General features: G+C 48.3%; 18 protein-coding genes, 2 tRNA genes and 2 rRNA genes. 18 read left to right on the top strand and 4 right to left on the bottom strand.

Going from position 1 to position 22,675, the window contains the following annotated elements:
* The first annotated feature begins 52 nt into the window (after positions 1–52).
* The 9 genes from nrdR (at position 53) to MHM93_RS12670 (ending at position 9,034) form a co-directional block, all read left to right on the top strand.
* Positions 53–502 carry a transcriptional regulator NrdR gene (gene nrdR, locus MHM93_RS12710; protein WP_026111229.1) on the top strand — a complete coding sequence of 150 codons (450 nt, stop codon included), beginning with the start codon at positions 53–55 and terminating at the stop codon, positions 500–502.
* 1 nt (position 503) lies between these two features.
* Positions 504–1,637: a bifunctional diaminohydroxyphosphoribosylaminopyrimidine deaminase/5-amino-6-(5-phosphoribosylamino)uracil reductase RibD gene (gene ribD / locus MHM93_RS12705; RefSeq protein WP_239449350.1), complete on the top strand. Its 1,134-nt coding sequence runs from the start codon at positions 504–506 to the stop codon at positions 1,635–1,637.
* Between the two features lie 2 nt (positions 1,638–1,639).
* Positions 1,640–2,296 carry a riboflavin synthase gene (locus tag MHM93_RS12700; RefSeq protein WP_022943555.1) on the top strand — a complete coding sequence of 219 codons (657 nt, stop codon included), beginning with the start codon at positions 1,640–1,642 and terminating at the stop codon, positions 2,294–2,296.
* 17 nt (positions 2,297–2,313) lie between these two features.
* A complete protein-coding gene (ribBA, locus tag MHM93_RS12695) occupies positions 2,314–3,420 on the top strand; it encodes a bifunctional 3,4-dihydroxy-2-butanone-4-phosphate synthase/GTP cyclohydrolase II (RefSeq protein ID WP_138509829.1) in 1,107 nt (368 codons plus the stop codon).
* Between the two features lie 99 nt (positions 3,421–3,519).
* On the top strand, positions 3,520–3,984 hold the full coding sequence (gene ribE / locus MHM93_RS12690; protein ID WP_022943553.1) for a 6,7-dimethyl-8-ribityllumazine synthase: 465 nt from the start codon (positions 3,520–3,522) through the stop codon (positions 3,982–3,984).
* Positions 3,985–3,993: 9 nt separating this feature from the next.
* Complete coding sequence (nusB, locus tag MHM93_RS12685) at positions 3,994–4,407, top strand: transcription antitermination factor NusB (protein ID WP_022943552.1); 414 nt, start codon at positions 3,994–3,996, stop codon at positions 4,405–4,407.
* Between the two features lie 44 nt (positions 4,408–4,451).
* Positions 4,452–5,426, top strand: a complete 975-nt coding sequence (gene thiL, locus MHM93_RS12680) for a thiamine-phosphate kinase (RefSeq protein ID WP_022943551.1) — start codon at positions 4,452–4,454, stop codon at positions 5,424–5,426.
* On the top strand, positions 5,423–5,911 hold the full coding sequence (locus tag MHM93_RS12675; RefSeq protein WP_239449349.1) for a phosphatidylglycerophosphatase A: 489 nt from the start codon (positions 5,423–5,425) through the stop codon (positions 5,909–5,911). The genes thiL and MHM93_RS12675 overlap by 4 nt, the downstream gene beginning before the upstream one ends.
* A 51-nt stretch (positions 5,912–5,962) precedes the next feature.
* A complete protein-coding gene (locus MHM93_RS12670) occupies positions 5,963–9,034 on the top strand; it encodes a diguanylate cyclase (protein ID WP_239449385.1) in 3,072 nt (1,023 codons plus the stop codon).
* 69 nt (positions 9,035–9,103) lie between these two features.
* Here the strand turns inward: MHM93_RS12670 and dxs are convergent, their stop codons facing one another.
* The 3 genes from dxs to MHM93_RS12655 form a co-directional block, all read right to left on the bottom strand.
* On the bottom strand, positions 9,104–10,966 hold the full coding sequence (dxs, locus tag MHM93_RS12665; protein WP_239449348.1) for a 1-deoxy-D-xylulose-5-phosphate synthase: 1,863 nt from the start codon (positions 10,964–10,966) through the stop codon (positions 9,104–9,106).
* 68 nt (positions 10,967–11,034) lie between these two features.
* Positions 11,035–11,922 carry a (2E,6E)-farnesyl diphosphate synthase gene (ispA, locus tag MHM93_RS12660; protein ID WP_239449347.1) on the bottom strand — a complete coding sequence of 296 codons (888 nt, stop codon included), beginning with the start codon at positions 11,920–11,922 and terminating at the stop codon, positions 11,035–11,037.
* 8 nt (positions 11,923–11,930) lie between these two features.
* The gene (locus MHM93_RS12655) at positions 11,931–12,170 is read right to left on the bottom strand and encodes an exodeoxyribonuclease VII small subunit (RefSeq protein ID WP_022943546.1); all 240 of its coding nucleotides are present in this window, start codon (positions 12,168–12,170) and stop codon (positions 11,931–11,933) included.
* A gap of 263 nt (positions 12,171–12,433) precedes the next feature.
* On the opposite strand from MHM93_RS12655, the gene pomA reads away from it, so the two are divergent.
* The 4 genes from pomA (at position 12,434) to MHM93_RS12635 (ending at position 16,777) form a co-directional block, all read left to right on the top strand.
* Entirely contained in the window at positions 12,434–13,195 is a 762-nt protein-coding gene (pomA, locus tag MHM93_RS12650; protein ID WP_022943545.1) for a flagellar motor protein PomA, read from the top strand.
* A gap of 2 nt (positions 13,196–13,197) precedes the next feature.
* Positions 13,198–14,124, top strand: a complete 927-nt coding sequence (locus tag MHM93_RS12645) for a flagellar motor protein MotB (protein WP_026110915.1) — start codon at positions 13,198–13,200, stop codon at positions 14,122–14,124.
* A gap of 168 nt (positions 14,125–14,292) precedes the next feature.
* Positions 14,293–14,790 (top strand): hypothetical protein, encoded by a 498-nt coding sequence (locus MHM93_RS12640; protein WP_239449346.1) that lies wholly within the window; start codon positions 14,293–14,295, stop codon positions 14,788–14,790.
* A 52-nt stretch (positions 14,791–14,842) separates the two neighbouring features.
* Positions 14,843–16,777, top strand: a complete 1,935-nt coding sequence (locus MHM93_RS12635) for a DNA topoisomerase III (RefSeq protein ID WP_239449345.1) — start codon at positions 14,843–14,845, stop codon at positions 16,775–16,777.
* Here the strand turns inward: MHM93_RS12635 and MHM93_RS12630 are convergent.
* On the bottom strand, positions 16,774–18,093 hold the full coding sequence (locus MHM93_RS12630; protein ID WP_239449344.1) for an amidohydrolase: 1,320 nt from the start codon (positions 18,091–18,093) through the stop codon (positions 16,774–16,776). The two genes, MHM93_RS12635 and MHM93_RS12630, sit on opposite strands and share 4 nt — an antisense overlap.
* A 76-nt stretch (positions 18,094–18,169) precedes the next feature.
* Here MHM93_RS12630 and MHM93_RS12625 point away from each other — a divergent pair, with 76 nt between their 5' ends.
* The 5 genes from MHM93_RS12625 to MHM93_RS12605 all read left to right on the top strand — a co-directional run.
* The gene (locus MHM93_RS12625; protein ID WP_045980532.1) at positions 18,170–19,027 is read left to right on the top strand and encodes a tetratricopeptide repeat protein; all 858 of its coding nucleotides are present in this window, start codon (positions 18,170–18,172) and stop codon (positions 19,025–19,027) included.
* 632 nt (positions 19,028–19,659) lie between these two features.
* Positions 19,660–21,081 (top strand): 16S ribosomal RNA (locus MHM93_RS12620).
* Between the two features lie 79 nt (positions 21,082–21,160).
* Positions 21,161–21,237 (top strand) — tRNA-Ile (locus MHM93_RS12615).
* A gap of 53 nt (positions 21,238–21,290) precedes the next feature.
* Positions 21,291–21,366: transfer RNA gene (locus tag MHM93_RS12610), tRNA-Ala, on the top strand.
* A gap of 156 nt (positions 21,367–21,522) precedes the next feature.
* A 23S ribosomal RNA gene (locus MHM93_RS12605) occupies positions 21,523–22,675 on the top strand; the annotation flags it as partial.

Raw genomic sequence — 22,675 nt, 5'->3', positions numbered from 1 at the left:
AAAGGCCGCAAAAATAGCGGCCTTTTTGTTTTCTACAGGAACCCCAGTCACTATGCATTGTCCTTTTTGCAGCGCCAAAGATACCAAGGTTATCGACTCCCGATTAGTGGGCGGCGGCCATCAGGTTCGACGCCGTCGCGAATGCATTGATTGCCATGAACGTTTCACTACTTTTGAAGGCGCCGAGTTGGTGATGCCGCGCGTGATTAAACGGGACGGCTCACGTGAACCATTCAACGAAGATAAGCTCCTAAACGGCTTACATCGTGCCTTAGAAAGGCGGCCGGTGAAAACCGAGCAGGTTGATGAGGTGGTGCATCAAATCAAATCGCAAATTCGAGCGACCGGTGAGCGAGAGGTCAGCTCTTTGCTTATTGGCGAGTGTATTATGGAAGCGCTGAAAGGGCTGGATAAAGTGGCCTATGTGCGCTTTGCATCGGTGTACCGCTCGTTTGAAGATATCCGTGAATTTGGCGAAGAAATCGCCCGCCTAGGGGATTAATATGAGCTTCAGTGCACAAGATGAGCACTTTATGCGCCGCGCTATTGCCTTAGCCTGGCAGGGGCGTTTTACCACCACCCCCAATCCGAATGTGGGCTGCGTGTTGGTTAAAGATGATAAGGTGATTGGCGAAGGCTTTCACATTCAGGCGGGGACGCCGCACGCAGAAATTCATGCCTTAAATGCCGCTGCAGAAAATGCCGAGGGAGCCACCGCATATGTGACCTTAGAGCCGTGCAGCCATACCGGCCGCACCGGCCCTTGTGCTGGCGCCTTGATAGCCGCCAAAGTTGCTAAAGTAGTGTGTGCTATGCAAGACCCTAATCCGCAAGTCAGTGGCCGGGGCATGGCGATGCTTGAGGCCGCTGGCATCGACGTTGAGTATGGTTTGCTCGGTGCCCAAGCCGAAGCGCTTAATACCGGCTTTTTAAAACGTATGCGTACTCAGCGCCCGTTTGTCACCTGCAAACTAGCAGCCAGCATTGATGGCAAAACGGCGCTCGCCAATGGCCAAAGTAAATGGATTACTTGCAGTGACGCCCGTGCTGATGTGCATAGCCTGCGAGCGCAACATTGCGCCATTGTCTCGGGAGCCGATACGGTAATAAGCGACAATGCGCAATTAAATGTGCGCCTAAGCGAACAGCAACTTGCCGATTACCCGCTGGCGCAAGTGCGCCAACCGGTGCGGGTGATTATCGACAGTCGCTACCGGCTCACACCCGATTTAGCGTTAATGCAGACACCCGGTAAGATTATTATCGTGCGCTCACGCACAGCACCTGCGCTTGATAAAGTGCAGCAATGGCCCAACAATGTAACCGAGTTGTATGTTGCCGGGGATAACGATGGCCATGTAGATTTAGACGCGTTACTCACGCAACTGGCTGCAGATGATATTAACTCGCTGTGGCTTGAAGGAGGCGCGACCCTAGCGGGGGCCTTTGCGAAGCAGCAGCTTGTTGATCGTTATGTGGTTTATTTGGCCCCTAAACTCATGGGCCAAGGTGCCAAAGGGCTGGTGAACATAGGCCCATTTGCCGATATGAACGACATTGAACAGATGCAATTTAGCGATATGCGCCCCATAGGCGAAGATGTGCGCCTTACCCTAGATAAAAGAGCAGTGGAATAGCCATGTTTACAGGCATTATAGAAGCAACCGGAACCTTAAGTTCACTCACTCTTGTTGATGGCGATTTAAAAGTGCGCGTCAGCAGCGATAGCCTCAACATGGACGATGTGGCCTTGGGTGACAGCATTGCCACGAATGGCGTTTGCCTTACGGTGACACAAAAATTCAGTGATGGGTTCAGTGCCGATGTATCGCGCGAAACCTTATCACTTACACGCTTTGCGCATTACCAGCAAGGCCAACGTGTTAATCTTGAAAAGGCGCTGCAGCCATTATCAAGGTTAGGGGGTCATTTGGTTTCTGGGCACGTAGACGGCATTGCCGAAGTGGTTGATGTGCGTAGCAACGCCCGCGCAATTGAATATTGGCTGCAAACCGACGCCGAACTGATGAAGTATATTCCCTATAAAGGTTCGGTGTGTATTGATGGTGCCAGTCTGACCGTCAACGAGGTTCATGGTAGCCGCTTTAAGTTGACCATTGTGCCGCATACTTTAGAGCAAACCACGATTGCAGATTTTCAAGTGGGCACCCAGGTTAACCTTGAGGTTGACCAAATAGCTCGCTATTTAGAGCGCCTAATTAATGGTGCCAAGGCTGAGCAGCCTCAATCCTCAGTTTCCGAGAGCTTGCTGGCGCAAGCTGGATTTATAAAATAAACGATAATGGGCAAGATATGAGTTTAAACACCGCAGCGGAGATCATCGACGACATTAAAAATGGCAAGATGGTTATCCTCATGGATGATGAAGATCGTGAAAACGAAGGCGATCTCATTATCGCCGCCGAACACATCAGCGCCGATGCCATTAATTTCATGGCCACCTATGGCCGAGGCCTTATTTGCTTGACGCTTACCCAAGCGCGTTGTGAACAATTGGCACTGCCGTTGATGGTCAGTAATAATGGCGCGCAATTCTCAACCAACTTTACCTTGTCCATTGAAGCGGCAAAAGGGGTGACAACCGGTATTTCGGCCGCAGATCGTGCCCGCACGGTACAAGCCGCCGTCGCCAAAGGGGCAGTGCCAGAAGACATCGTCCAGCCGGGGCATATTTTCCCCATCATGGCGCAGCCAGGCGGCGTACTGACGCGTGCAGGGCACACTGAAGCTGGCTGCGATTTAGCACGCCTTGCGGGCCTTGAGCCGTCCTCGGTTATCGTCGAAATCCTGAACCCCGATGGCACCATGGCGCGTCGTCCGCAACTCGAAGTCTTTGCTAAAGAGCATGGCATAAAAATGGGCACTATTGCCGATTTAATCGAGTACCGTAACCTCAATGAAACCACCATCGAGCAAGTGGCGAAGTGTAAACTACCAACACAGTACGGTGAGTTTGATCTAGTTACCTACAAAGACACCATTGATGGTCAGCTGCACTATGCGATGATCAAAGGTGATATCAGCGACCCAACCTTAGTACGGGTGCATTTACAAAGCACTTTTAACGATATTTTACTTTCCGATCGAGGCGCGGATCGCAGTTGGACATTGTCTAACGCCATGGCCTATATCGCCGAACATGATGGTGTGTTGGTTATCCTTGGTAAGCAAGAGCGCAGTGAAGATATCGAAGCCATGGTTAAGGCCTTTGCTTTGGAAGATGCTGGCGAAAGTGCCAACCACCGTAAAATCCAGGGGACATCGCGCACCGTGGGCATCGGCTCGCAAATCTTAGCGGATTTAGGCATCACCAAAATGCGCTTAATGAGCATGCCGAAGAAGTATCATGCGCTGTCAGGTTTCCACCTTGAGGTGGTTGACTACGTACAGCCAGAATAAGCAGCTATTTTTTTTCAATTATGCTATGATGCGCGGCAATTTTGCGATACCCGCATTTCGCCGGCATCACGCCTTGGCAGAATCAATTAAGGTTTACAGATGAAAATTATTGAAGGTAACAAGTTTGCACCGGGCAAAAAATTTGCCATCGTGATTTCGCGTTTTAACGACTACATTGGTCGCAGTTTATTGGACGGCGCAGTCGATGAGCTAAAGCGCACAGGTAACGTCAGCGATGATGATATTACCGTGGTGTATGTGCCGGGTGCGGTTGAGTTACCTCTTGCTGCCAAGCGCATTGCCGCCAAAGGTGAGTTCGATGCTATCATCGCCTTGGGCGTGATCATTCGTGGCGGCACTCCGCACTTTGATTTAGTTGCCGGTGAGTCGAATAAAGGCTTGGCGCAGGTATCGCTTGAGTATGATGTGCCGGTTGCTTTTGGCGTATTAACGACTGAAAGCATAGAGCAGGCGATTGAGCGTGCCGGTACAAAAATGGGCAACAAAGGCGGCGAAGCTGCATTAGGTGCCCTAGAAATGGTTAATGTTTTAGACAAAATTTAAGGGTTCACAGTGAAACCAGCAGCGAGACGCAAAGCGCGCATATTGGCCTTACAGGCCGTTTACTCTTGGCAAATGAGCGGTAACGCTATTGCTGATATCGAACAAAACATGTTAATCGAGAATGACGTGACTAAGGTCGATGTAGAGTATTTTAAAGACCTAGCGCGCGGTGTTGCCGTTAACTCAAAACAGCTAGACGAAGTCTTAGCTCCGCATTTGACGCGTCCGTACGAAGAAATCGATATGGTAGAAAAAGCCATTTTACGACTTTGTGCGTATGAGCTTAAATTCCGCGATGATGTGCCATACAAAGTGGCCATCAATGAAGGCATTGAGCTGGCGAAAATGTTTGGTGCCGATGACAGTCATAAATTCGTTAATGGTGTGCTTGATAAAGCCATTAAGCAGCTACGTAATAGCTAAGCACCTTTAACAAGGAGAGCCGGCTGAGGCCGGCTTTTTTGTGTATGCAAGAATTTGAATTAATAAACCGATACTTTAAAGGCCGAGGGATCACACGCCGGGATGTTAATCTTGGCATAGGTGATGACTGCGCGTTGGTGAGTATTCCGGAAAACAGCCAATTAGCCATTACCACAGACACCATGGTAGCTGGTGTGCACTTTTTTGAAGATATGTCACCGCGAGCTTTGGGACACCGGGCTATCGCCGTTAACCTCAGTGACCTTGCTGCAATGGGCGCCGAGCCTGCGTGGGTTTCTGTGGCGCTTACCTTACCGAAAGCCGAAGTAGAATGGTTAGAAGAGTTCACCGCAGGCATGCATGAAATAGCAGAATATTTCAACGTGCAAATCATTGGTGGTGATACTACGCAAGGCCCACTTACTGTTACCGTATGCGCCAAAGGCACGGTGCCTACCGGCAAAGCGTTAACACGCGGCGGTGCTAAACCCGGCGATTGGATTTATGTTACTGGACCGTTGGGTGATGCGGGCCTGGCTATTGAAGCGCGCAAACAACACTTAGATATTGCCCCTGAATGGCTGAAGAAGCTGACCACTAAATTGGAGTATCCGACGCCCCGGGTAGCAGCGGGACAGGTTTTGCGTGGCTACGCCAGTTCTGCCATTGATATCTCCGATGGGCTGTTGGCCGATTTACAGCATATCTTAGATATGTCTTTGGTCAGTGCCACCATTCATGCCGATAAAATTCCAACGTCAGAAGCCTTTCGTCAAAGCATTGAAGGCGAGGCGAAATGGCCTTATGTGCTTGGCTATGGCGATGACTACGAGTTGCTTTACACGGTACCAGAGAACCACAAAGCGATGCTGGATAATCGTTTGAGTCAGTATGGCATTGAGGCTGTGTGCATTGGCCAAATTCGTGGTGGCGAGGGAAAGGTCGAGGTACTTAACGGTGAAGATAAACTCGATGTCGCCCAAGTGGGCTTTGAACATTTTATACAGGGTGACGCGTGATCACTACAAGCTTATTTAATCTACGTCGCGGTCATCAGTTTTTAGGCCTAGGCTTTGGCTTAGGTTTAAGCCCCAAAGCCCCAGGTACAGTGGGCACCTTTGCGGCAATTCCTTTTATTTTTATGACCTGGGGTATGCCACTGTGGGTGCAAGCAGCAATGGCGCTCATGCTATGCACTGTGGGTGTGTGGGCCTGTGGTAAAACCGCTGATGACTTGGGTGTGCATGACCATCCCGCTATTGTTTGGGACGAAGTGGCAGGGTTTTATATTACCATGATAGGAGCGGCGATTAATTGGCAGACCTTAGTGGTGGGCTTTGCCCTGTTTCGTTTTTTTGATATTGCCAAGCCTGGACCAATCCGTCTGCTTGATAAACGTCTGCATGGTGGGCTTGGGATTATGGCAGATGATATTCTTGCCGGCATATGCTCGCTAATTTGCCTCCAAGCGTTAATTAAAGTAGGTTATTTGCCAGGAATATAAGATTTGAGTCTGGGTGTGACATTGCAGCGGTTTTTTCAGTCACTAGTATTGGTGTGGGCAGTTTTTGCTTCGCACTTGGCGTCGGCATCAATCACGGATTATGTGGTTAAGCAATGGAATACCCGAAATGGTCTGCCTTCACAATCTCTCAAAAGTGTCACCCAAGATAACAAAGGCTATATTTGGGTAGGCACTCAATTTGGTTTAAGTCGCTTTGATGGCGACCACTTCACTAACTTCACCCAGCAAAATAGTAACTTCCTCAATAGTAATGCAATTAATAAGTTATTGATTGATAAAGAAGGATTATTGTGGATAGGCACCAAGCGCGGTATTTCCGTACTTGACCCTGATTCAATGAACTACTTTGAGTTTGGTATTGGCGGCCCGGTGCGCGATATATTGCAAGATGATAAAGGCAATATTTGGGTGGCAGCCAACGAACTGTTTTATATCGAGCGCAATCAGGTCGCTTTTCATTTGCCCGAGAGCGAGCGTCGACGCAGCGGTCGTATTCAGGGACGCCTGACTGCCATCAACCAAATTTCGGTCAGTAAAATGGCACTGGCACCGCAAGGCGTGTGGTTAGTCAGTGAAAACTACTTACTGCGCTTAACCAATATGTCATCGTCGTCATCGCGCTTGCGTTTGAAAATAACTGCGCGGGTGACCCTGCCTGATCGTTTAGCACAAACCATTATCCACGACTTAGCCTGGCTAGAAGGCACTTTATACCTGGCCTCAGAGTTAGGGGCTTACTTTTTAGACATAGATGATGAGCTACGGCCATTTACTTTACCCAACGCCAGTAATGCGGCGGTGTATAAGTTTATGAGTGACTCCGATGGCGCATTGTGGATCTCAACCTATGGGCGATTATTGTATCGCGACAATTCTAAGGAGTGGCAATGGGTTGAGCCAGCAGCACTGGATCAAAGCATCTGGTTTTCTGATATTTACCGCGATGAACAAAACAATATTTGGTTGGCGAGCTTCAGCGAGGGCCTTTGGCTTGCCCACGCCGGTCGGGTTGAGCGCCATAATGCGCTCTCGAGTATGACCGAAGCGGTGATGGCCATTACCTTATCACCGAGTGGTCAGCTATGGGTGGCTAATCGCAGTGGCGTTGGTTATTTCGATCAAGATAATAATTTTATTAATCGCGTGCCTCGAGCGAAATTACGCCGCAGTGCGGTGCACGATTTACATTTTGTTGGTGAGCGGTTGTATATCGCCACGGATCGCGGTGTGTTGTACTTCGAAGACGAGCAGCTATATAACATCGATGCGCGAGAATTACGGCAAAACCCGGTGTTTGCTATCAGTGAGTCAAGTGCTGGCGGACTGTGGTTTGGTACTGGCCGGGGTATGTATCGCATGGGATATCGAGGGTTAACGCCCTTTACCTACAATGCTGTACTCGATAGTAAGTTTATTACTTACGTGCTGGACAAAGGCAAATACGGCTTAATTGGTACCAGCCAAGGCGGTTACTTATTCTCAGATAAAGGCATTGAGCGCATCGGCGACTCTACAGCGCTGGAAAGCGCTTACGTCACCAGTATTTTAGAAATTGATGATGTTGGGACGTTAGTTGGTTCGTTAAATGACGGCTTATTCTATCGTAGTACCCAAGGGCGCTGGCACCAGCTTGATGTATCCAATGGCTTACCCTATGGCTCCATTTTTAGTCTGCATCATGATGAAGCCCTGCAGCGGGTGTGGGTCAGCACCATGAAAGGCGTCTACCGCATGCCGGTGGAGCAATTCTCAGATGAAATTGGAAACTTACAAGTAGAGCAAGTGATTTCCTCGTATGATCGCCAGCTCGATGGTAAAGCCAGTCAATGTTGTGCTGGTTTAGGCCATGACGCGGTGGCTGACAGTGGTGACTCTATTTGGTATCCGAGTTTGCAAGGGGTGGTGGAAATCCCTAAAAATGTGCAGCTCTTTGGCCAAGACCAGTTAGCGCCCCAAGTGGAGAGTATTGCCACCCCCAGACGTACTTTGTATACCGGTGGCTTGGGTGTGAACCCTGAGCTCGATACCGATGAGCGCGACTTAACGATTAATTATACGGCGATTGACTTTTATGCCCCGGCTGAGGTGGAGTTTCGTTACCAGCTAAGTGGCTTGGATACCGACTGGCGCTATGCTAAAAATCGTCGTGAAGCCATTTATACTAACTTACCTCCTGGCCCATTTACTTTTAAGCTTGAAGCCAAGCGCACCAGTGACAGCTGGGAAGAGGCGACAAGCACGTATTATGCGTTTCAGGTACCGAAACGCTTCGATGAAACGGTGTATTTCCGGTTGCTGATTGTTTCCGGGTTATTTTTTATTATCTATTTATTGCTGTGGGTGTTTAGAGCCCAGGAACGCCGCAAACAAGCAGCCTTGGAGAGCTTGGTAGAAGAGCGCACGATGGAGCTGCGTGATGCCAATGATAAGCTTAACCAGGTGAACTCACAGCTGAAGTTAGTGAGTCACTCTGACGAGCTTACAGGACTGCGTAGCCGGCGTTTCTTATTCGATCAGCTGCCTAAAGATATTGAACATTACCAGCGTAATTCGTCTTCATTACAAGAGCAGGGCAGGGCTCTGGTGCTGTTGATAGTGAATATCGACAAATTCTCGCGTATTAATGATGCCTACGGACCGTTGAGCGGCGATAGTTGCTTACAACAAATGGCGACTCTATTGAATTCCTGCACCCAGGGCTCTGACTATGTGGCCCGCTGGAGCGGCGATGAGTTCTTGTTGCTGCTGCGCGATTTCGAGCTTGATCAGGTCAATCAGTTTGCGCGCCAGTTATGCAAATCCATCGCAGAGAAAAGTTTTCAACTACCCAATGGTAAAAAGATTAATCTTAGCGCGTCGCTGGGCTGGTCTTGTTATCCGATGCCCTTGCTCGGCGGCCAAGTGATCGGCTGGGAAACATCGGTGAACTTAGCGGATATCGCCCTTCATCAGGTGAAAAAGCGCGGCGGCGATGGCTGTGCGCATATTGAGTTTGATGATCAGTTGGATGCGTTTGAGTTTGAGCAAAGTGAAAACTTAGATGCGCAAATAGCCACCTTACAAAGCACCGGCTTAGCAGACATTAAAATTTGGATGCGTTAAGAAAGTGAATAAATAAAAAAGGAGCCTTTGGCTCCTTTTTTATTACCGAATATCCAACTCGCTAGCGTGTTAATCTAACCACGTACTTATCTGGCGAGTGATACCATCGCCGTCAAGGCCAAGCTCAGCATGCATTTCTTGCTGCGTGCCATGCTTAATAAATACATCCGGTAGGCCAAGGTGCAAAACTGGCTTAAGCTGCTTGCTTTGCGCTAAGTACTCGCTTACTGCTGAGCCTGCACCACCGGCGATAACATTGTCCTCCAAGGTGACAAGCGCATTATGTTCACTTGCCAACTTATCTATCAGCTGGTGATCGAGAGGTTTAACAAAACGCATATCAACTAGGGTGGCATTGAGCTGCTCTGCCGCTCGTTGGGCATTCTCCAGCAAGGTACCAAACGACAGTATTGCGACTTTCTCGCCGTTGCGAATAACACGTCCCTTGCCAATGGGTAATTGTTGCATTTCGCTATCAAGCTCACCGTCGCCAGCACTGCCACGTGGATAACGCACAGCGGCGGGTTTATTAAGTTGGTGCCCGGTATAAAGCATATTACGGCATTCATTGGCGTTAGCTGGCGCCATAATGACCATATTAGGAATACAGCGTAAATAACTTAAGTCATACGTGCCCTGATGAGTTTCCCCGTCGGCGCCAACCACGCCAGCGCGATCAATGGCAAAGAGCACAGGCAATTCCTGTAACGCTACATCATGAATAAGTTGATCGTAGGCACGTTGTAAGAAGGTTGAATAAATTGCCACTACGGGATTCAGGCCTTCACACGCAAACCCTGCACCGAGTGTGACCGCATGCTGCTCTGCAATGGCAACATCAAAATACTGTTGTGGATACTCTTTAGAGAAGCGCACCATGCCCGAGCCTTCGCGCATTGCCGGCGTGATGGCCATCAGTTTGTCATCAACGCTGGCCATATCACACAACCAATCGCCGAACACTTTTGAAAAGGTCGGTGCGCCTGGCTTAGATTTGGGTAATTTAGTCACGGTCGGGTCAAACTTGGGTACCGCATGGTAACCAATAGGATCGGCTTCAGCAGGCTTATAACCTTTGCCCTTTTGGGTTTTTATATGCAGTAGCTGAGGACCCTTGAGGTTGCGCATATTGCGCAGGGTGTCGACCAGCATGTTGACATCATGGCCATCGATTGGGCCGATATAATTAAAGCCAAGCTCTTCGAAGAAGGTGCCCGGTATAACCATGCCTTTAAGGTGCTCTTCCATACGGCTAGCCAGTTCTTTCACTGGCGGTAACCCTGATAAGAGCTTTTTGCTGCCCTCACGAATATTGGCGTAAAAGCTACCGGAGAGAATACGCGCAAAATGATTATTTAGCGCGCCGACATTTTCTGAAATAGACATCTCGTTGTCATTTAAAATGACTAACATGTCGGAATTAATATCGCCAGCGTGGTTCATCGCCTCAAAGGCCATGCCCGCAGTGATAGCACCATCGCCGATGACGGCCACGGTTTTACGGCCTTGGCCTTCTTTTTGCGCAGCAATAGCCATACCTAAAGCGGCAGAGATGGAGGTACTCGAATGACCGACACTAAAGGTGTCGTACTCGCTCTCACCGCGATAAGGGAACGGATGTAATCCATCTTTTTGGCGAATAGTGTGCATTTGCTCACGGCGGCCGGTGATCAGTTTGTGCGGATAGGCTTGGTGGCCTACATCCCAAATCAGGCGATCAAACGGGGTGTTATACACATAGTGCAGCGCAACAGTCAGTTCAACCGTGCCGAGCCCGGAGGCAAAGTGACCGCTACTTTGCGATACGGAGTTTAGTAAGTAGTCCCGCAGTTCGTGGCTAAACGCGCCTAACCGCTCTTGCGGTAGCTCGCGAAGTTGTTCAGGCTTGCTGACCTGTTGTAATAAGGGATACTTGCTACTATCCAAATTCATGCGTCGTTTTATCCTTTACTGCGATGGCTGAAGTATATCAAACCAGCCCTTCACATCAGTAGTCATTTTTAATGATCTCTGGCGATGATATAGCCTGCGAGTTGCTCGAGAACACGGGTGTCATATGGGAGCGGGCACACCGCATCAATAGCTTGTTGATACAAATGCTGCATCTTATCTTTGGCACCATCAAGGCCCATAAGCGCAGGATAAGTAGATTTATTTGCAGCCACATCAGAGCCTTGCGGCTTTCCTAACGTGGCGGTATCTCCTTCAACATCCAAAATATCATCTTGCACTTGAAAAGCCAGGCCGATGGCACGGCCGTAATCGTCTAATGCAGCACGTGTGCTGTTTTCTACGTTCGGGGAGCACAAATAGCCCAGCTCAATGGCGCAGCTTAGCAATGCCCCTGTTTTTAGGCGATGAATATGCTCAAGTTCACTTAAGGAAATCGCTTTATCGGTGGCTGCGATATCTAGCGCTTGGCCGCCTACCATACCCAATAGCCCTGAAGCTTGGCTTAAACTTCGTATCAGTGCTAACTGTTGGCTAGCGCCGATATCAAAATCAGTGCTACTGAGCAGCTCAAAGGCAATGGTTTGCAAGGTATCGCCAGCTAAAATAGCGTGGGCCTCGCCAAATGCGATATGGCAGGTGGGTCGACCGCGCCGTAATTCATCATCGTCCATGGCCGGTAAATCATCATGCACCAGAGAGTAACTATGAATACACTCAATGGCTGCAGCGGCTTTGTGAAGATCGTCTTGATGTGCTGCAAGCATATTACCTACAGCATAGACTAAAAATGGTCGCAAGCGCTTGCCACCATTTTCGATACAGTACTGCGTTGCCGCCAATAATTGAGGCTGTGTTTGTTGCTGTGTTTGAAAATAACGCTGTAGGGTGTGTAGCACATCCTGTTGTGCCTGTGCTAAGGCATGTTTTAAATTCACAGGGGCGACTACTCTTGATCATCCATTGGGGTGAGCTCAGCGTTTAGGTCGTTGCTCATTAACATGCTTACTTTCTGCTGGGCGTTATCAAGCTTTTGAGCCGATGCATTTGCCAGACCAATACCGCGTTCAAATTGCTTTAAAGATTGCTCTAAAGACAATTCACCTTGCTCCATATCAGTTACAATTTGCCCTAATTCATTAATGGCTTCTTCAAAGCTTAGGTTTTCTGGTTTTTTTTGGGCCATGGCCTTGTCACTCACTACACCTAATAAGAGCGCCAATTTTAGGGGGAATCGTGGACTAGGTCAAAGATGGATGCGATTTTCACGGCAAAGCTGTGTAGGCATGCTAGTTTTAATATTGTCGCTTCGCGATTTTAAAAAAATGATTCAAGTAATTCAGCAAGTTGCCGATATCTCAAGAGTAATTATAATAACGTCTGATATTCCCTGGCCATATATAGGGCTTTAGTGGGAAGGCGCTGAATAGTAAAGTGGGTGGAGGACATGTGGATTTAGCAACCATAATAGGTATTCTCGGCGCGATTGGTTTCGTTGTCATGTCTATGGTGCTTGGTGGTGATGTGGGCATGTTCTATAACACTCCTTCGGTGCTAATTGTATTTGGTGGTTCTCTTTTTATCGTGCTTGCTAACTACACCATGGGGCAATTTTTCACCATAGGAAAAGTAGCCGGCAAAGCCTTCATGTTTAAAATTGAATCACCCGATGAGCTTATTGAGAAGGCTGTAGAGCTGGCAGACTCTGCTCGTAAAGGGGGCTTTTTAGCGCTAGAAGAGGCAGAGATTAACAACAAGTTTATGCGTAAAGGCATTGATATGCTGGTTGATGGCCATGACGCCGATGTGGTTCGTGCTACTTTGCAAAAAGATATTTTGTTGACCACCGCTCGCCATGAGCAAGGCGCCGGACTGTTCAAGGCCTTGGGTGATATAGCCCCAGCAATGGGTATGATCGGGACCTTGATCGGTTTGGTGGCGATGCTCTCTAACATGGATGACCCCAAAGCGATTGGCCCCGCGATGGCGGTGGCGCTACTAACCACATTGTACGGTGCGTTTCTCGCCAATGTGATAGCTATTCCTATCCAATCCAAGTTAGAACTGCGAAAAGATGAAGAAGAGCTCAATCAACGGCTGATCTTAGACGCTATCTTAGGTATTCAAGACGGACAAAACCCCAAAGTTATCGAAGGCATTCTGAAAAATTATCTGGCAGAGTCCAAGCGCCAAGTTGATACCGAGGAGTAAGTATGTCGGATGAAAAACCCTGCAAATGCCCCCCTCCCGGATTACCGGCTTGGATGGGCACGTTCGCAGACTTGATGTCGCTACTGATGTGTTTCTTCGTATTGCTATTAGCGTTCTCCGAGATGGATGTGCTCAAGTTTAAGCAAATTGCTGGTTCCATGAAGTTTGCTTTTGGTGTGCAAAATAAACTGGAAGTAAAAGACATACCTAAAGGAACTAGTGTCATCGCCATGGAATTTAAACCGGGGCGCCCAGATCCCACGCCCATTGAGACAATTCAACAGCAGACTGTTGAAATGACACAGCAAATGCTGGAGTTCCAAGCTGGGGAAGAAGACTCCGCAGGCGGTCGTAAAGAGCAACGTGGGGACCAACGCGGCGGGGAGTCTGCCAGTACCGCCGATGAGCAGTCACAACAGCAAGCTATCGCCGCAGCAGACCAAGAGCGCACCAATGAGCTGGTGAAGAAAATTGCCCAACAGCTAGAACAGCAAATTATTGACGGCGCCATAGAACTGGAATCTTTAGGGCAGCAAATAATTATTCGCATTCGTGAAAACGGCTCTTTTCCCTCGGGCAGCGCTTTCTTACAGCCAAAATTTAAGCCGATTATTCAAGATATTGCTGAATTACTAAAAGATGTACCCGGGGAAATCACCGTCTCGGGGCACACCGATGACTTCCAAGTCTCCAATGAGCTCTATACCAACAACTGGGACCTGAGTGCGATGCGCGCAGTCGCGGTTGCCAGTGAAATGCAAAAGGTTGATGACTTTGATAAAAGTAGAATGGTCGTGGTGGGGCGCGCAGACACACGGCCGTTAGTCCCCAATGAAACTGATGAAGATCGTAAGCGTAATCGCCGCGTCGAGATTTCAATCATGCAGGGTAAAGCAAAAGAATCTGACCCCATTGAAGTTGTGCAGTAACTATTGGCTTTGTGCCAAAAATACGGTAATTTAGCAACTGAATTAAAGCTGAATAGACAGGGAACGAATATGTTATATCTTTATAAATTCAATGATATGCCAGGCAATGGCAATGGCGACGACGACAAGACCGAGAAGCTCCAACAGATCAAGAAATAGGAAAAAATTTTGCCTTCTTGGTTGGGAGAGTTTTTAATTTTAATGAACAATGGTTCGGCAGCTGTTTTGGTGCCAGCCATTGTGTTTTTTTGGCTTAGTAAAGAACGCAAGGCTCTACGGTTCGCGTTATTAACCACAGGCTTTTTTCTTTTCGGCACTCTTATCCACGACATGTTGCTCGACCATGATACCGAAAAAGTTTGGCGTTATGTCGTATGGGCAAGCAACGATATTATCTGGATGGCAATAATTGCTTACTGGGGCATTCGTGGCAAAGTGCATATGTGGCAAAGTATTGCTGGTCAGCTTATTGTTGTGGCCGCGCCTTTTTTACAGCTTTGGCGTGTCGCCGATCGCCATTTATGGGATTTAACATTTAATAGCGCGTACCTTTATAAAACCCTATTACCAATCATAAACAGCGCCACTTTAATATTGTGCTATTTACCGATACTGTTTTGGTTGCAGGCAAGACGAAACAAAACAGCCGCGCGCACTCTTTCCTAGCTCGTAATTATACTCTACACTGTAATAACTGTATAAATAACCAGTTTTTATCATGAAGCTTTATATTGCCGAAAAACCCTCTCTTGGCCGTGCCATAGCCGCAGCCTTGCCCAAACCTCAGCAAAAAAAAGAAGGCTATATAGAAGTCGGCAATGGCGATTGTGTCACCTGGTGTATCGGTCACTTGCTTGAGCAAGCTGAGCCCGATGACTACGACCCCGCTTTTAAAAAGTGGCAATTAGCACACTTGCCTATTATTCCGAAGCAGTGGCAGCTAAAAGCGAAAAGCAAAACTCGTAAACAACTCACTTTAGTTAAGAAGCTGATAAAGCAAGCTCACACCTTAGTGCATGCCGGCGACCCCGATAGAGAAGGGCAGTTGCTGGTTGATGAAATGATTAATCAGGTATCTTTGTCGCAACATAAAAAGCAAGCGGTTGAGCGTTTACTGATCAGTGATTTGAACTTGCCTGCAGTGAAAAAAGCCTTGAACCAGCTCCAGCCCAATACTCGGTTTGTGCCTTTGAGTGTTTCAGCACTCGCCCGCTCGCGCGCCGATTGGTTGTTTGGCATGAACCTAACACGAGCCTATACCTTGGCGGGGCAAAAAAGCGGTTATCGAGGGGTGCTCTCAGTGGGAAGGGTACAAACTCCGGTGCTGGGTCTGGTGGTCGCAAGAGATAAAGAAATAGCCGAGTTCGTTAGTAAGCCGTTTTATGAAGTGCACGCGCAAGTGACGACAGCACAAGGCGAGTCATTTTGGCTGAAGTGGCAACCAAGCGAAGCGTGCCGGGCCTATCAAGATGAACAGGGCCGAGTATTGCTGCGTAAGCTTGCAGAAAATGTAGTCGGGCGGATTGTCGGCCAACCGGCAAGTGTGACCGACTTAAGCAAAGAGCAAAAGCAAGAGCAAGCTCCTCTGCCTTATAACCTATCGGCACTGCAAATAGATGCAGCGAAGCGCTTTTCTCTCTCTGCGAAGGCGGTATTAGATAGTTGTCAAAGCTTGTATGAGAAGCATAGGTTAATTACCTACCCACGCTCAGATAACCGCTATTTGCCTAAAGAGCATTTTGCTGACGCCAGCAATATTATTAACGCAGTGCTTAATAATGGCGTTTTCACCGCCCAGCAGCTCACAGCTGTAGATAGCAATAAAAAGAGCCGTTGCTTTAACGATAGCAAAGTGGCAGCGCACCATGCCATCGTACCTACAGCCAAGCACACCGCAGCGCAGTTGAATGATAATGAGCGCAAAGTGTATGAACTGATCTGTCGCCAATACCTCATTCAATTTATGCCTGCATATCGCTATTACCAAAGTGATGTCGAGGTGACCATAGCCGGAGGCAAGTTTACAACAAAAGCCCGAGAAGACATTGAGCTGGGTTTTAAAGAGCTCATGGGCAAAAAGGCGAAGCAAGATGAGCAACGTTTACCACCATTGACCTTAGGGCAACTGCTACAGTGTGATGATGCACGTATTGACGATAAGCAGACCACACCCCCGGCGCACTTTAGTGATGCCACACTATTAAGCGCAATGACATCCATTGGCCGTTACGTCAAGGATACACAACTACGTAAAGTGCTGCGCGATACCGATGGCTTAGGCACTGAGGCAACCAGAGCAAGCATCATCGAATTGCTTTTCTCACGCGGTTTTCTTACTCGTAAAGGCAAATCCATTTGTGCTAGCGAGGCGGGAAGCGCTCTGATCAGCGCGTTGCCCGAGCAATTAGCAACACCGGATATGACGGCGCACTGGGAAATGGCATTAGCAAGAATTGCCGAGCAAGAGCTCAAATATCAAGATTTCATGCAGCCATTAACCACACAGTTGAGCGATTTGGTCAATCAAGCAAAGAACTGTGATGCTGGTGTATTTAGCAATATTAAAGGGCCCGCCAAGCGAGCCTTGAGAGGTGGTAAAAAAAAGCGCGCTCGCAGTTATAAAGCTAAGGGCGCGTCTAAAGCGCAAGCTTAAGGTGTATTGAATAGCTTGAGCGCCGCGTGGGTCATCGCTTTGACACCCGTTGGAATGGCCTTTTTATAGTCAGGTGCAAACTTACTAGAGTGCAGCGATGGCAGTTGCGCCCCAGATTGTTGAGCGGCGTTATATGTTTCTGGGTTTACTCCGCCGAGCCAAAACAGGGTAATAGGCAAGTCGTCGTCGGTGCGTCCGTACAAGCCAAAATCTTCCCCGGCCATAACCGGCTTGGTTAATTCTACATTATTCTCACCGATTGCGTTTTTAATGGCGTTTGTGACTAAGGCAGTTTGCGTTGGATCGTTGTAAGTAGAAGGAATCGATTCTTGTTCGTGGACAATCACTTCAGGGTAAAGGGCTTGCTCTAACCCCGCACTGGCAGCAATACCTGCGCTTATGCGTTTAATGGCGGCAATTTGTTGATTACGTACCTGCGGGTTATAGCTGCGTAGCGTGAGTTGCAGAGTCACTTCGTTAGAGATGACATTATGTTTGCTGCCGCCATGAATAGACCCGACAGTCACAACGGAAGGTTCTAAAGGTGAGAGCTCACGGCTGGTGATCGTTTGTAGCGCCAACACCAAACGTGAGGCAATGACCACAGGGTCGATGGTGGTGTGCGGGTAGGCACCATGTCCACCTTTACCTTTCACAATGATGTCCACCGAGTCTACACTGGCCATGGTATATTCCGGCTTTAAGGCAACCTTGCCCGCAGGCACACTGGCACTGACATGCAAGGCTAAAACATGATCTGGTTTAGCGAAGCGACTAAATAAGCCCTCATTGAGCATTGCTTTGGCACCCGCGCCAATTTCCTCAGCAGGTTGAGCTACCATCATCAGCGTACCTTGCCATTGATCTTTATGGGCCATGAGGTGTTCAGCAGTGCCAATGAAACTGCTCATATGAATATCGTGACCACAGCCATGCATCACTCCAACTTTGGAGCCATCATCTTTTGTCACCGTCACTTTAGATGCGTAGCTCACACCGGTTTGTTCGACGATTGGCAAACCGTCGGTGTCGGTGCGGATCATAACGGTCGGCCCAGAGCCATTTTTATATAGACCAACGACGCCGTAGCCACCTACTTCTTTGGTCACATCAAACCCTAAAGTTTGCAGTTTGCTGGCCAGTTTTTCACCGGTTTGCTGTTCGTGTAAAGACAGCTCTGGTGATTGGTGTAAATCAACATAGAAGGCTTCAAGCTCAGGGAGTCTATCTTTAACATCTATACTGTGTGCTGCTGTTGATGTGCATGCAAGTAGTAAAGCAGCACTGAGAGCGGTGAAAGAAGTGGGCAATTGCATGGGTGATCCTTGCTCTTGTAATTGTTATGTTAGTCACCATATCAAAGCGTAATTATAGTGAGATGGCAACATAAGCATGACGAATCAAATTCAATTGACGGCAGAGAATATCCAGCAAGTATTAGGCGACACTTCGCAAGAAAAGTTGGTGGCGTTGAGCTTTTACTCCGCCCAAAGCCCGGAATGTCAGGAACAGGCCAGTATTTTACAAGGCATAGCGCAGCAATATCAGCAGCATCTTGTCGTGGCAACTTTAGATTGTGACACACAGCAAGCATTGGCGGGTCAATTAGCGCAGCAAATTGGCTTACAAGCGCTGCCTACTTTGGTGTTATTAAAAGAAGGAGCACCAGTAGATATGCTCCCAGGGCCACAAAGCGAGGTGCAAATTAAAGAAGCACTGCAAAAGCACTTACCACAACCACAAGATATGTTGCTGCAACAAGCCAAAGATGCATTGATGGTCCAAAATCATAACGAGGCCTTTAAACTGGCGAAACAGGCGTATGATATAGACAGCAATAATAGTCGTATCAAACTGGTGTTGGCTGATATTTGCATCCAAATACATAAGCTTGATGACGCCAAAGCGTTATTGGAAACCATAGGCCTAGTCGAGCAGGATGCATATTATAACAATATTAAAGCTAAGCTAGAGCTTGCTGAACAAGCGCAGGACTCACCAGAGATCCAAGCTTTGCAACAGACCGTCGATAACGAACCTGAAAACCTTGAGGCAAAAGTAAATTTGGCTGTGGCACTCAATGAAGCGGGTAAAAAAGAAGACGCGCTAGCGACACTGTTTAAAGTGCTTAACAAAGATCTTAATTTTGGCGATGCGAAGAAGTCCTACCTTGATATCATTGCTAGCCTACCTGAGGGCGACGCCCTAGCAGCTCAATACCGCCGTAAACTATATAGTATCTTGTATTAAGAAATGAATACGCTGCAATCGAAATAAAGGAGTGCACGCTAGGTGCACTTTTTTATAAGCCTTACCTTGATCTTTAGTGTAGTTGTTCGATACTTATAGGCCGCCTTAAGGAAAGAGCACAAAAAACAGCCTAATCGATGTTCGTTTACCTTTGTTTTGTTGGTATTTTGAACGCTTGAGCTTGGGTTAACGTTTTTTTGCGGTTTTTAGTAAAAAAGGGGTTGCGTTGATTTTGTTTCTCCCTATAATGCGCTCCCACTGACACGGCAGACAGCAACGGATAACGAGCTAAACGCGGTGTTAGAGAGTCAGATAAAACTTAGTTTAAAGTGAATTAAAAAACTTGAAATTAAGTGTTGACACAAAATCAGGAAATCGTATAATGCGCAGCCCTGAACGGGAGCAAAGCTTCCGAGGCGAAAGCCTAAAACGTTCTTTAAAAATATGAAGCAATCATCTGTGTGGGCACTCGTGCAGATTGAGTTCTAACAGCCGATTCTAGTTAGCTAGATGACGCAAGCAAATTTAGAGTCTCAATTGAGCTGAGTGACCATAAGTTATTAAAAGATTCAGCCTTGAGCTGTTTTGATTTTACTTTTTTAAAAGTAAAAATAATAACNNNAAAAAACTTTTAATTGAAGAGTTTGATCATGGCTCAGATTGAACGCTGGCGGCAGGCCTAACACATGCAAGTCGAGCGGAAACGAAGAGGTGCTTGCACCTCTGGCGTCGAGCGGCGGACGGGTGAGTAATGCTTGGGAACATGCCTTGAGGTGGGGGACAACCGTTGGAAACGACGGCTAATACCGCATAATGTCTACGGACCAAAGGGGGCTTCGGCTCTCGCCTTTAGATTGGCCCAAGTGGGATTAGCTAGTTGGTGAGGTAATGGCTCACCAAGGCGACGATCCCTAGCTGGTTTGAGAGGATGATCAGCCACACTGGGACTGAGACACGGCCCAGACTCCTACGGGAGGCAGCAGTGGGGAATATTGCACAATGGGCGCAAGCCTGATGCAGCCATGCCGCGTGTGTGAAGAAGGCCTTCGGGTTGTAAAGCACTTTCAGCAAGGAGGAAAGGGTGTAAGTTAATACCTTACATCTGTGACGTTACTTGCAGAAGAAGCACCGGCTAACTCCGTGCCAGCAGCCGCGGTAATACGGAGGGTGCGAGCGTTAATCGGAATTACTGGGCGTAAAGCGTACGCAGGCGGTTTGTTAAGCGAGATGTGAAAGCCCCGGGCTTAACCTGGGAACTGCATTTCGAACTGGCAGGCTAGAGTGTGATAGAGGGTGGTAGAATTTCAGGTGTAGCGGTGAAATGCGTAGAGATCTGAAGGAATACCGATGGCGAAGGCAGCCACCTGGGTCAACACTGACGCTCATGTACGAAAGCGTGGGGAGCAAACAGGATTAGATACCCTGGTAGTCCACGCCGTAAACGATGTCTACTAGGAGCTCGGCTTTTCGGAGCTGTTTTCCAAAGCAAACGCATTAAGTAGACCGCCTGGGGAGTACGGCCGCAAGGTTAAAACTCAAATGAATTGACGGGGGCCCGCACAAGCGGTGGAGCATGTGGTTTAATTCGATGCAACGCGAAGAACCTTACCTACACTTGACATCCAGAGAACTTTCTAGAGATAGATTGGTGCCTTCGGGAACTCTGAGACAGGTGCTGCATGGCTGTCGTCAGCTCGTGTTGTGAGATGTTGGGTTAAGTCCCGCAACGAGCGCAACCCCTATCCTTAGTTGCCAGCGATTCGGTCGGGAACTCTAAGGAGACTGCCGGTGATAAACCGGAGGAAGGTGGGGACGACGTCAAGTCATCATGGCCCTTACGTGTAGGGCTACACACGTGCTACAATGGCGCATACAGAGTGCTGCGAGCCTGCGAAGGTGAGCGAATCACTTAAAGTGCGTCGTAGTCCGGATTGGAGTCTGCAACTCGACTCCATGAAGTCGGAATCGGGGCGATCACCACGGAGTGATTCATGACTGGGGTGAAGTCGTAACAAGGTAGCCCTAGGGGAACCTGGGGCTGGATCACCTCCTTATACGATTTAGAACTGATTTGTTCGCAGTGTCCACACAGATGATTGCTGATTAGAAATTAGAGAACAAACATGATTGTTTGGGTCTGTAGCTCAGCTGGTTAGAGCGCACGCCTGATAAGCGTGAGGTCGGTAGTTCAAGTCTACTCAGACCCACCACTTTGCCTCAACGCAAAGACCGGTTAAAAACAATTCATGTATCCTAGTAATGTGGGGCTATAGCTCAGCTGGGAGAGCGCCTGCCTTGCACGCAGGAGGTCAGCAGTTCGATCCTGCTTAGCTCCACCACTTTACTACCCCTTCTCATAGATAAACACTCTTACCTAAGCGGTAATGCTGAGAGTTTTTAACTCTGAGAAGTTATTCTCTTGCTCTTTAACAATTTGGAAAGCTGATAAAAACTTTGAATCACGAAAGTGATTCTCAAACTACTTTGGGTTGTATGGTTAAGTGACTAAGCGTACACGGTGGATGCCTTGGCAGTTGGAGGCGATGAAGGACGTATTAACTTGCGATAAGCCTGGTCAAGCTAGTAAAAAGCGCTTGAGGCCAGGATTTCCGAATGGGGAAACCCACCTGCTTGCAGGTATCTTGCACTGAATACATAGGTGTAAGAGGCGAACGCGGAGAACTGAAACATCTAAGTACCCGTAGGAAAAGAAATCAACCGAGATTCCGAAAGTAGCGGCGAGCGAAATCGGAGCAGCCCTTAAGCTTATTTGATGTTAGTGGAAGGCTCTGGAAAGTGCCACGATACAGGGTGATAGTCCCGTACACGACAATGTCTAATAAGTGAAATCGAGTAGGTCGGAGCACGTGAAACTTTGACTGAATATGGGGGGACCATCCTCCAAGGCTAAATACTCCCAACTGACCGATAGTGAACCAGTACCGTGAGGGAAAGGCGAAAAGAACCCCTGTGAGGGGAGTGAAATAGAACCTGAAACCGTGTACGTACAAGCAGTAGGAGCCCCTCGAGGGTGACTGCGTACCTTTTGTATAATGGGTCAGCGACTTATATTTTGTAGCGAGGTTAACCGCATAGGGTAGCCGTAGTGAAAGCGAGCGTTAACTGCGCGTTGAGTTGCAAGGTATAGACCCGAAACCCGGTGATCTAGCCATGGGCAGGTTGAAGATTGAGTAACATCAATTGGAGGACCGAACCCACTAACGTTGAAAAGTTAGGGGATGACCTGTGGCTTGGAGTGAAAGGCTAATCAAACCGGGAGATAGCTGGTTCTCCCCGAAATCTATTTAGGTAGAGCCTCGGACGAATACCATTGGGGGTAGAGCACTGTTTGGGCTAGGGGGTCATCCCGACTTACCAACCCCATGCAAACTCCGAATACCAATGAGTACTATCCGGGAGACACACGGTGGGTGCTAACGTCCATCGTGGAGAGGGAAACAACCCAGACCGCCAGCTAAGGTCCCAAAGTGTATGTTAAGTGGGAAACGATGTGGGAAGGCTAAAACAGCTAGGAGGTTGGCTTAGAAGCAGCCACCCTTTAAAGAAAGCGTAATAGCTCACTAGTCGAGTCGGCCTGCGCGGAAGATGTAACGGGGCTAAACATACCACCGAAGCTGCGGCTGCAAC

It is taken from the genome of Pseudoalteromonas sp. MM17-2 (assembly GCF_022347945.1).
Taxonomy (GTDB): domain Bacteria; phylum Pseudomonadota; class Gammaproteobacteria; order Enterobacterales; family Alteromonadaceae; genus Pseudoalteromonas; species Pseudoalteromonas ruthenica.
The sequence above is the reverse complement of the archived record's forward strand: the minus strand, read 5'-3'. Positions and strand labels throughout refer to the sequence as shown.

Bases quoted from the DNA above. Each gene is read 5' to 3' on its own strand.
- nrdR (WP_026111229.1), top strand. From the start codon at position 53: ATGCATTGTCCTTTTTGCAGCGCCAAAGATACCAAGGTTATCGACTCC.
- ribD (WP_239449350.1), top strand. From the start codon at position 504: ATGAGCTTCAGTGCACAAGATGAGCACTTTATGCGCCGCGCTATTGCC.
- MHM93_RS12700 (WP_022943555.1), top strand. From the start codon at position 1,640: ATGTTTACAGGCATTATAGAAGCAACCGGAACCTTAAGTTCACTCACT.
- ribBA (WP_138509829.1), top strand. From the start codon at position 2,314: ATGAGTTTAAACACCGCAGCGGAGATCATCGACGACATTAAAAATGGC.
- ribE (WP_022943553.1), top strand. From the start codon at position 3,520: ATGAAAATTATTGAAGGTAACAAGTTTGCACCGGGCAAAAAATTTGCC.
- thiL (WP_022943551.1), top strand. From the start codon at position 4,452: ATGCAAGAATTTGAATTAATAAACCGATACTTTAAAGGCCGAGGGATC.
- dxs (WP_239449348.1), bottom strand. From the start codon at position 10,966: ATGAATTTGGATAGTAGCAAGTATCCCTTATTACAACAGGTCAGCAAG.
- MHM93_RS12655 (WP_022943546.1), bottom strand. From the start codon at position 12,170: ATGGCCCAAAAAAAACCAGAAAACCTAAGCTTTGAAGAAGCCATTAAT.
- MHM93_RS12645 (WP_026110915.1), top strand. From the start codon at position 13,198: ATGTCGGATGAAAAACCCTGCAAATGCCCCCCTCCCGGATTACCGGCT.
- MHM93_RS12635 (WP_239449345.1), top strand. From the start codon at position 14,843: ATGAAGCTTTATATTGCCGAAAAACCCTCTCTTGGCCGTGCCATAGCC.
- MHM93_RS12630 (WP_239449344.1), bottom strand. From the start codon at position 18,093: ATGCAATTGCCCACTTCTTTCACCGCTCTCAGTGCTGCTTTACTACTT.
- MHM93_RS12625 (WP_045980532.1), top strand. From the start codon at position 18,170: ATGACGAATCAAATTCAATTGACGGCAGAGAATATCCAGCAAGTATTA.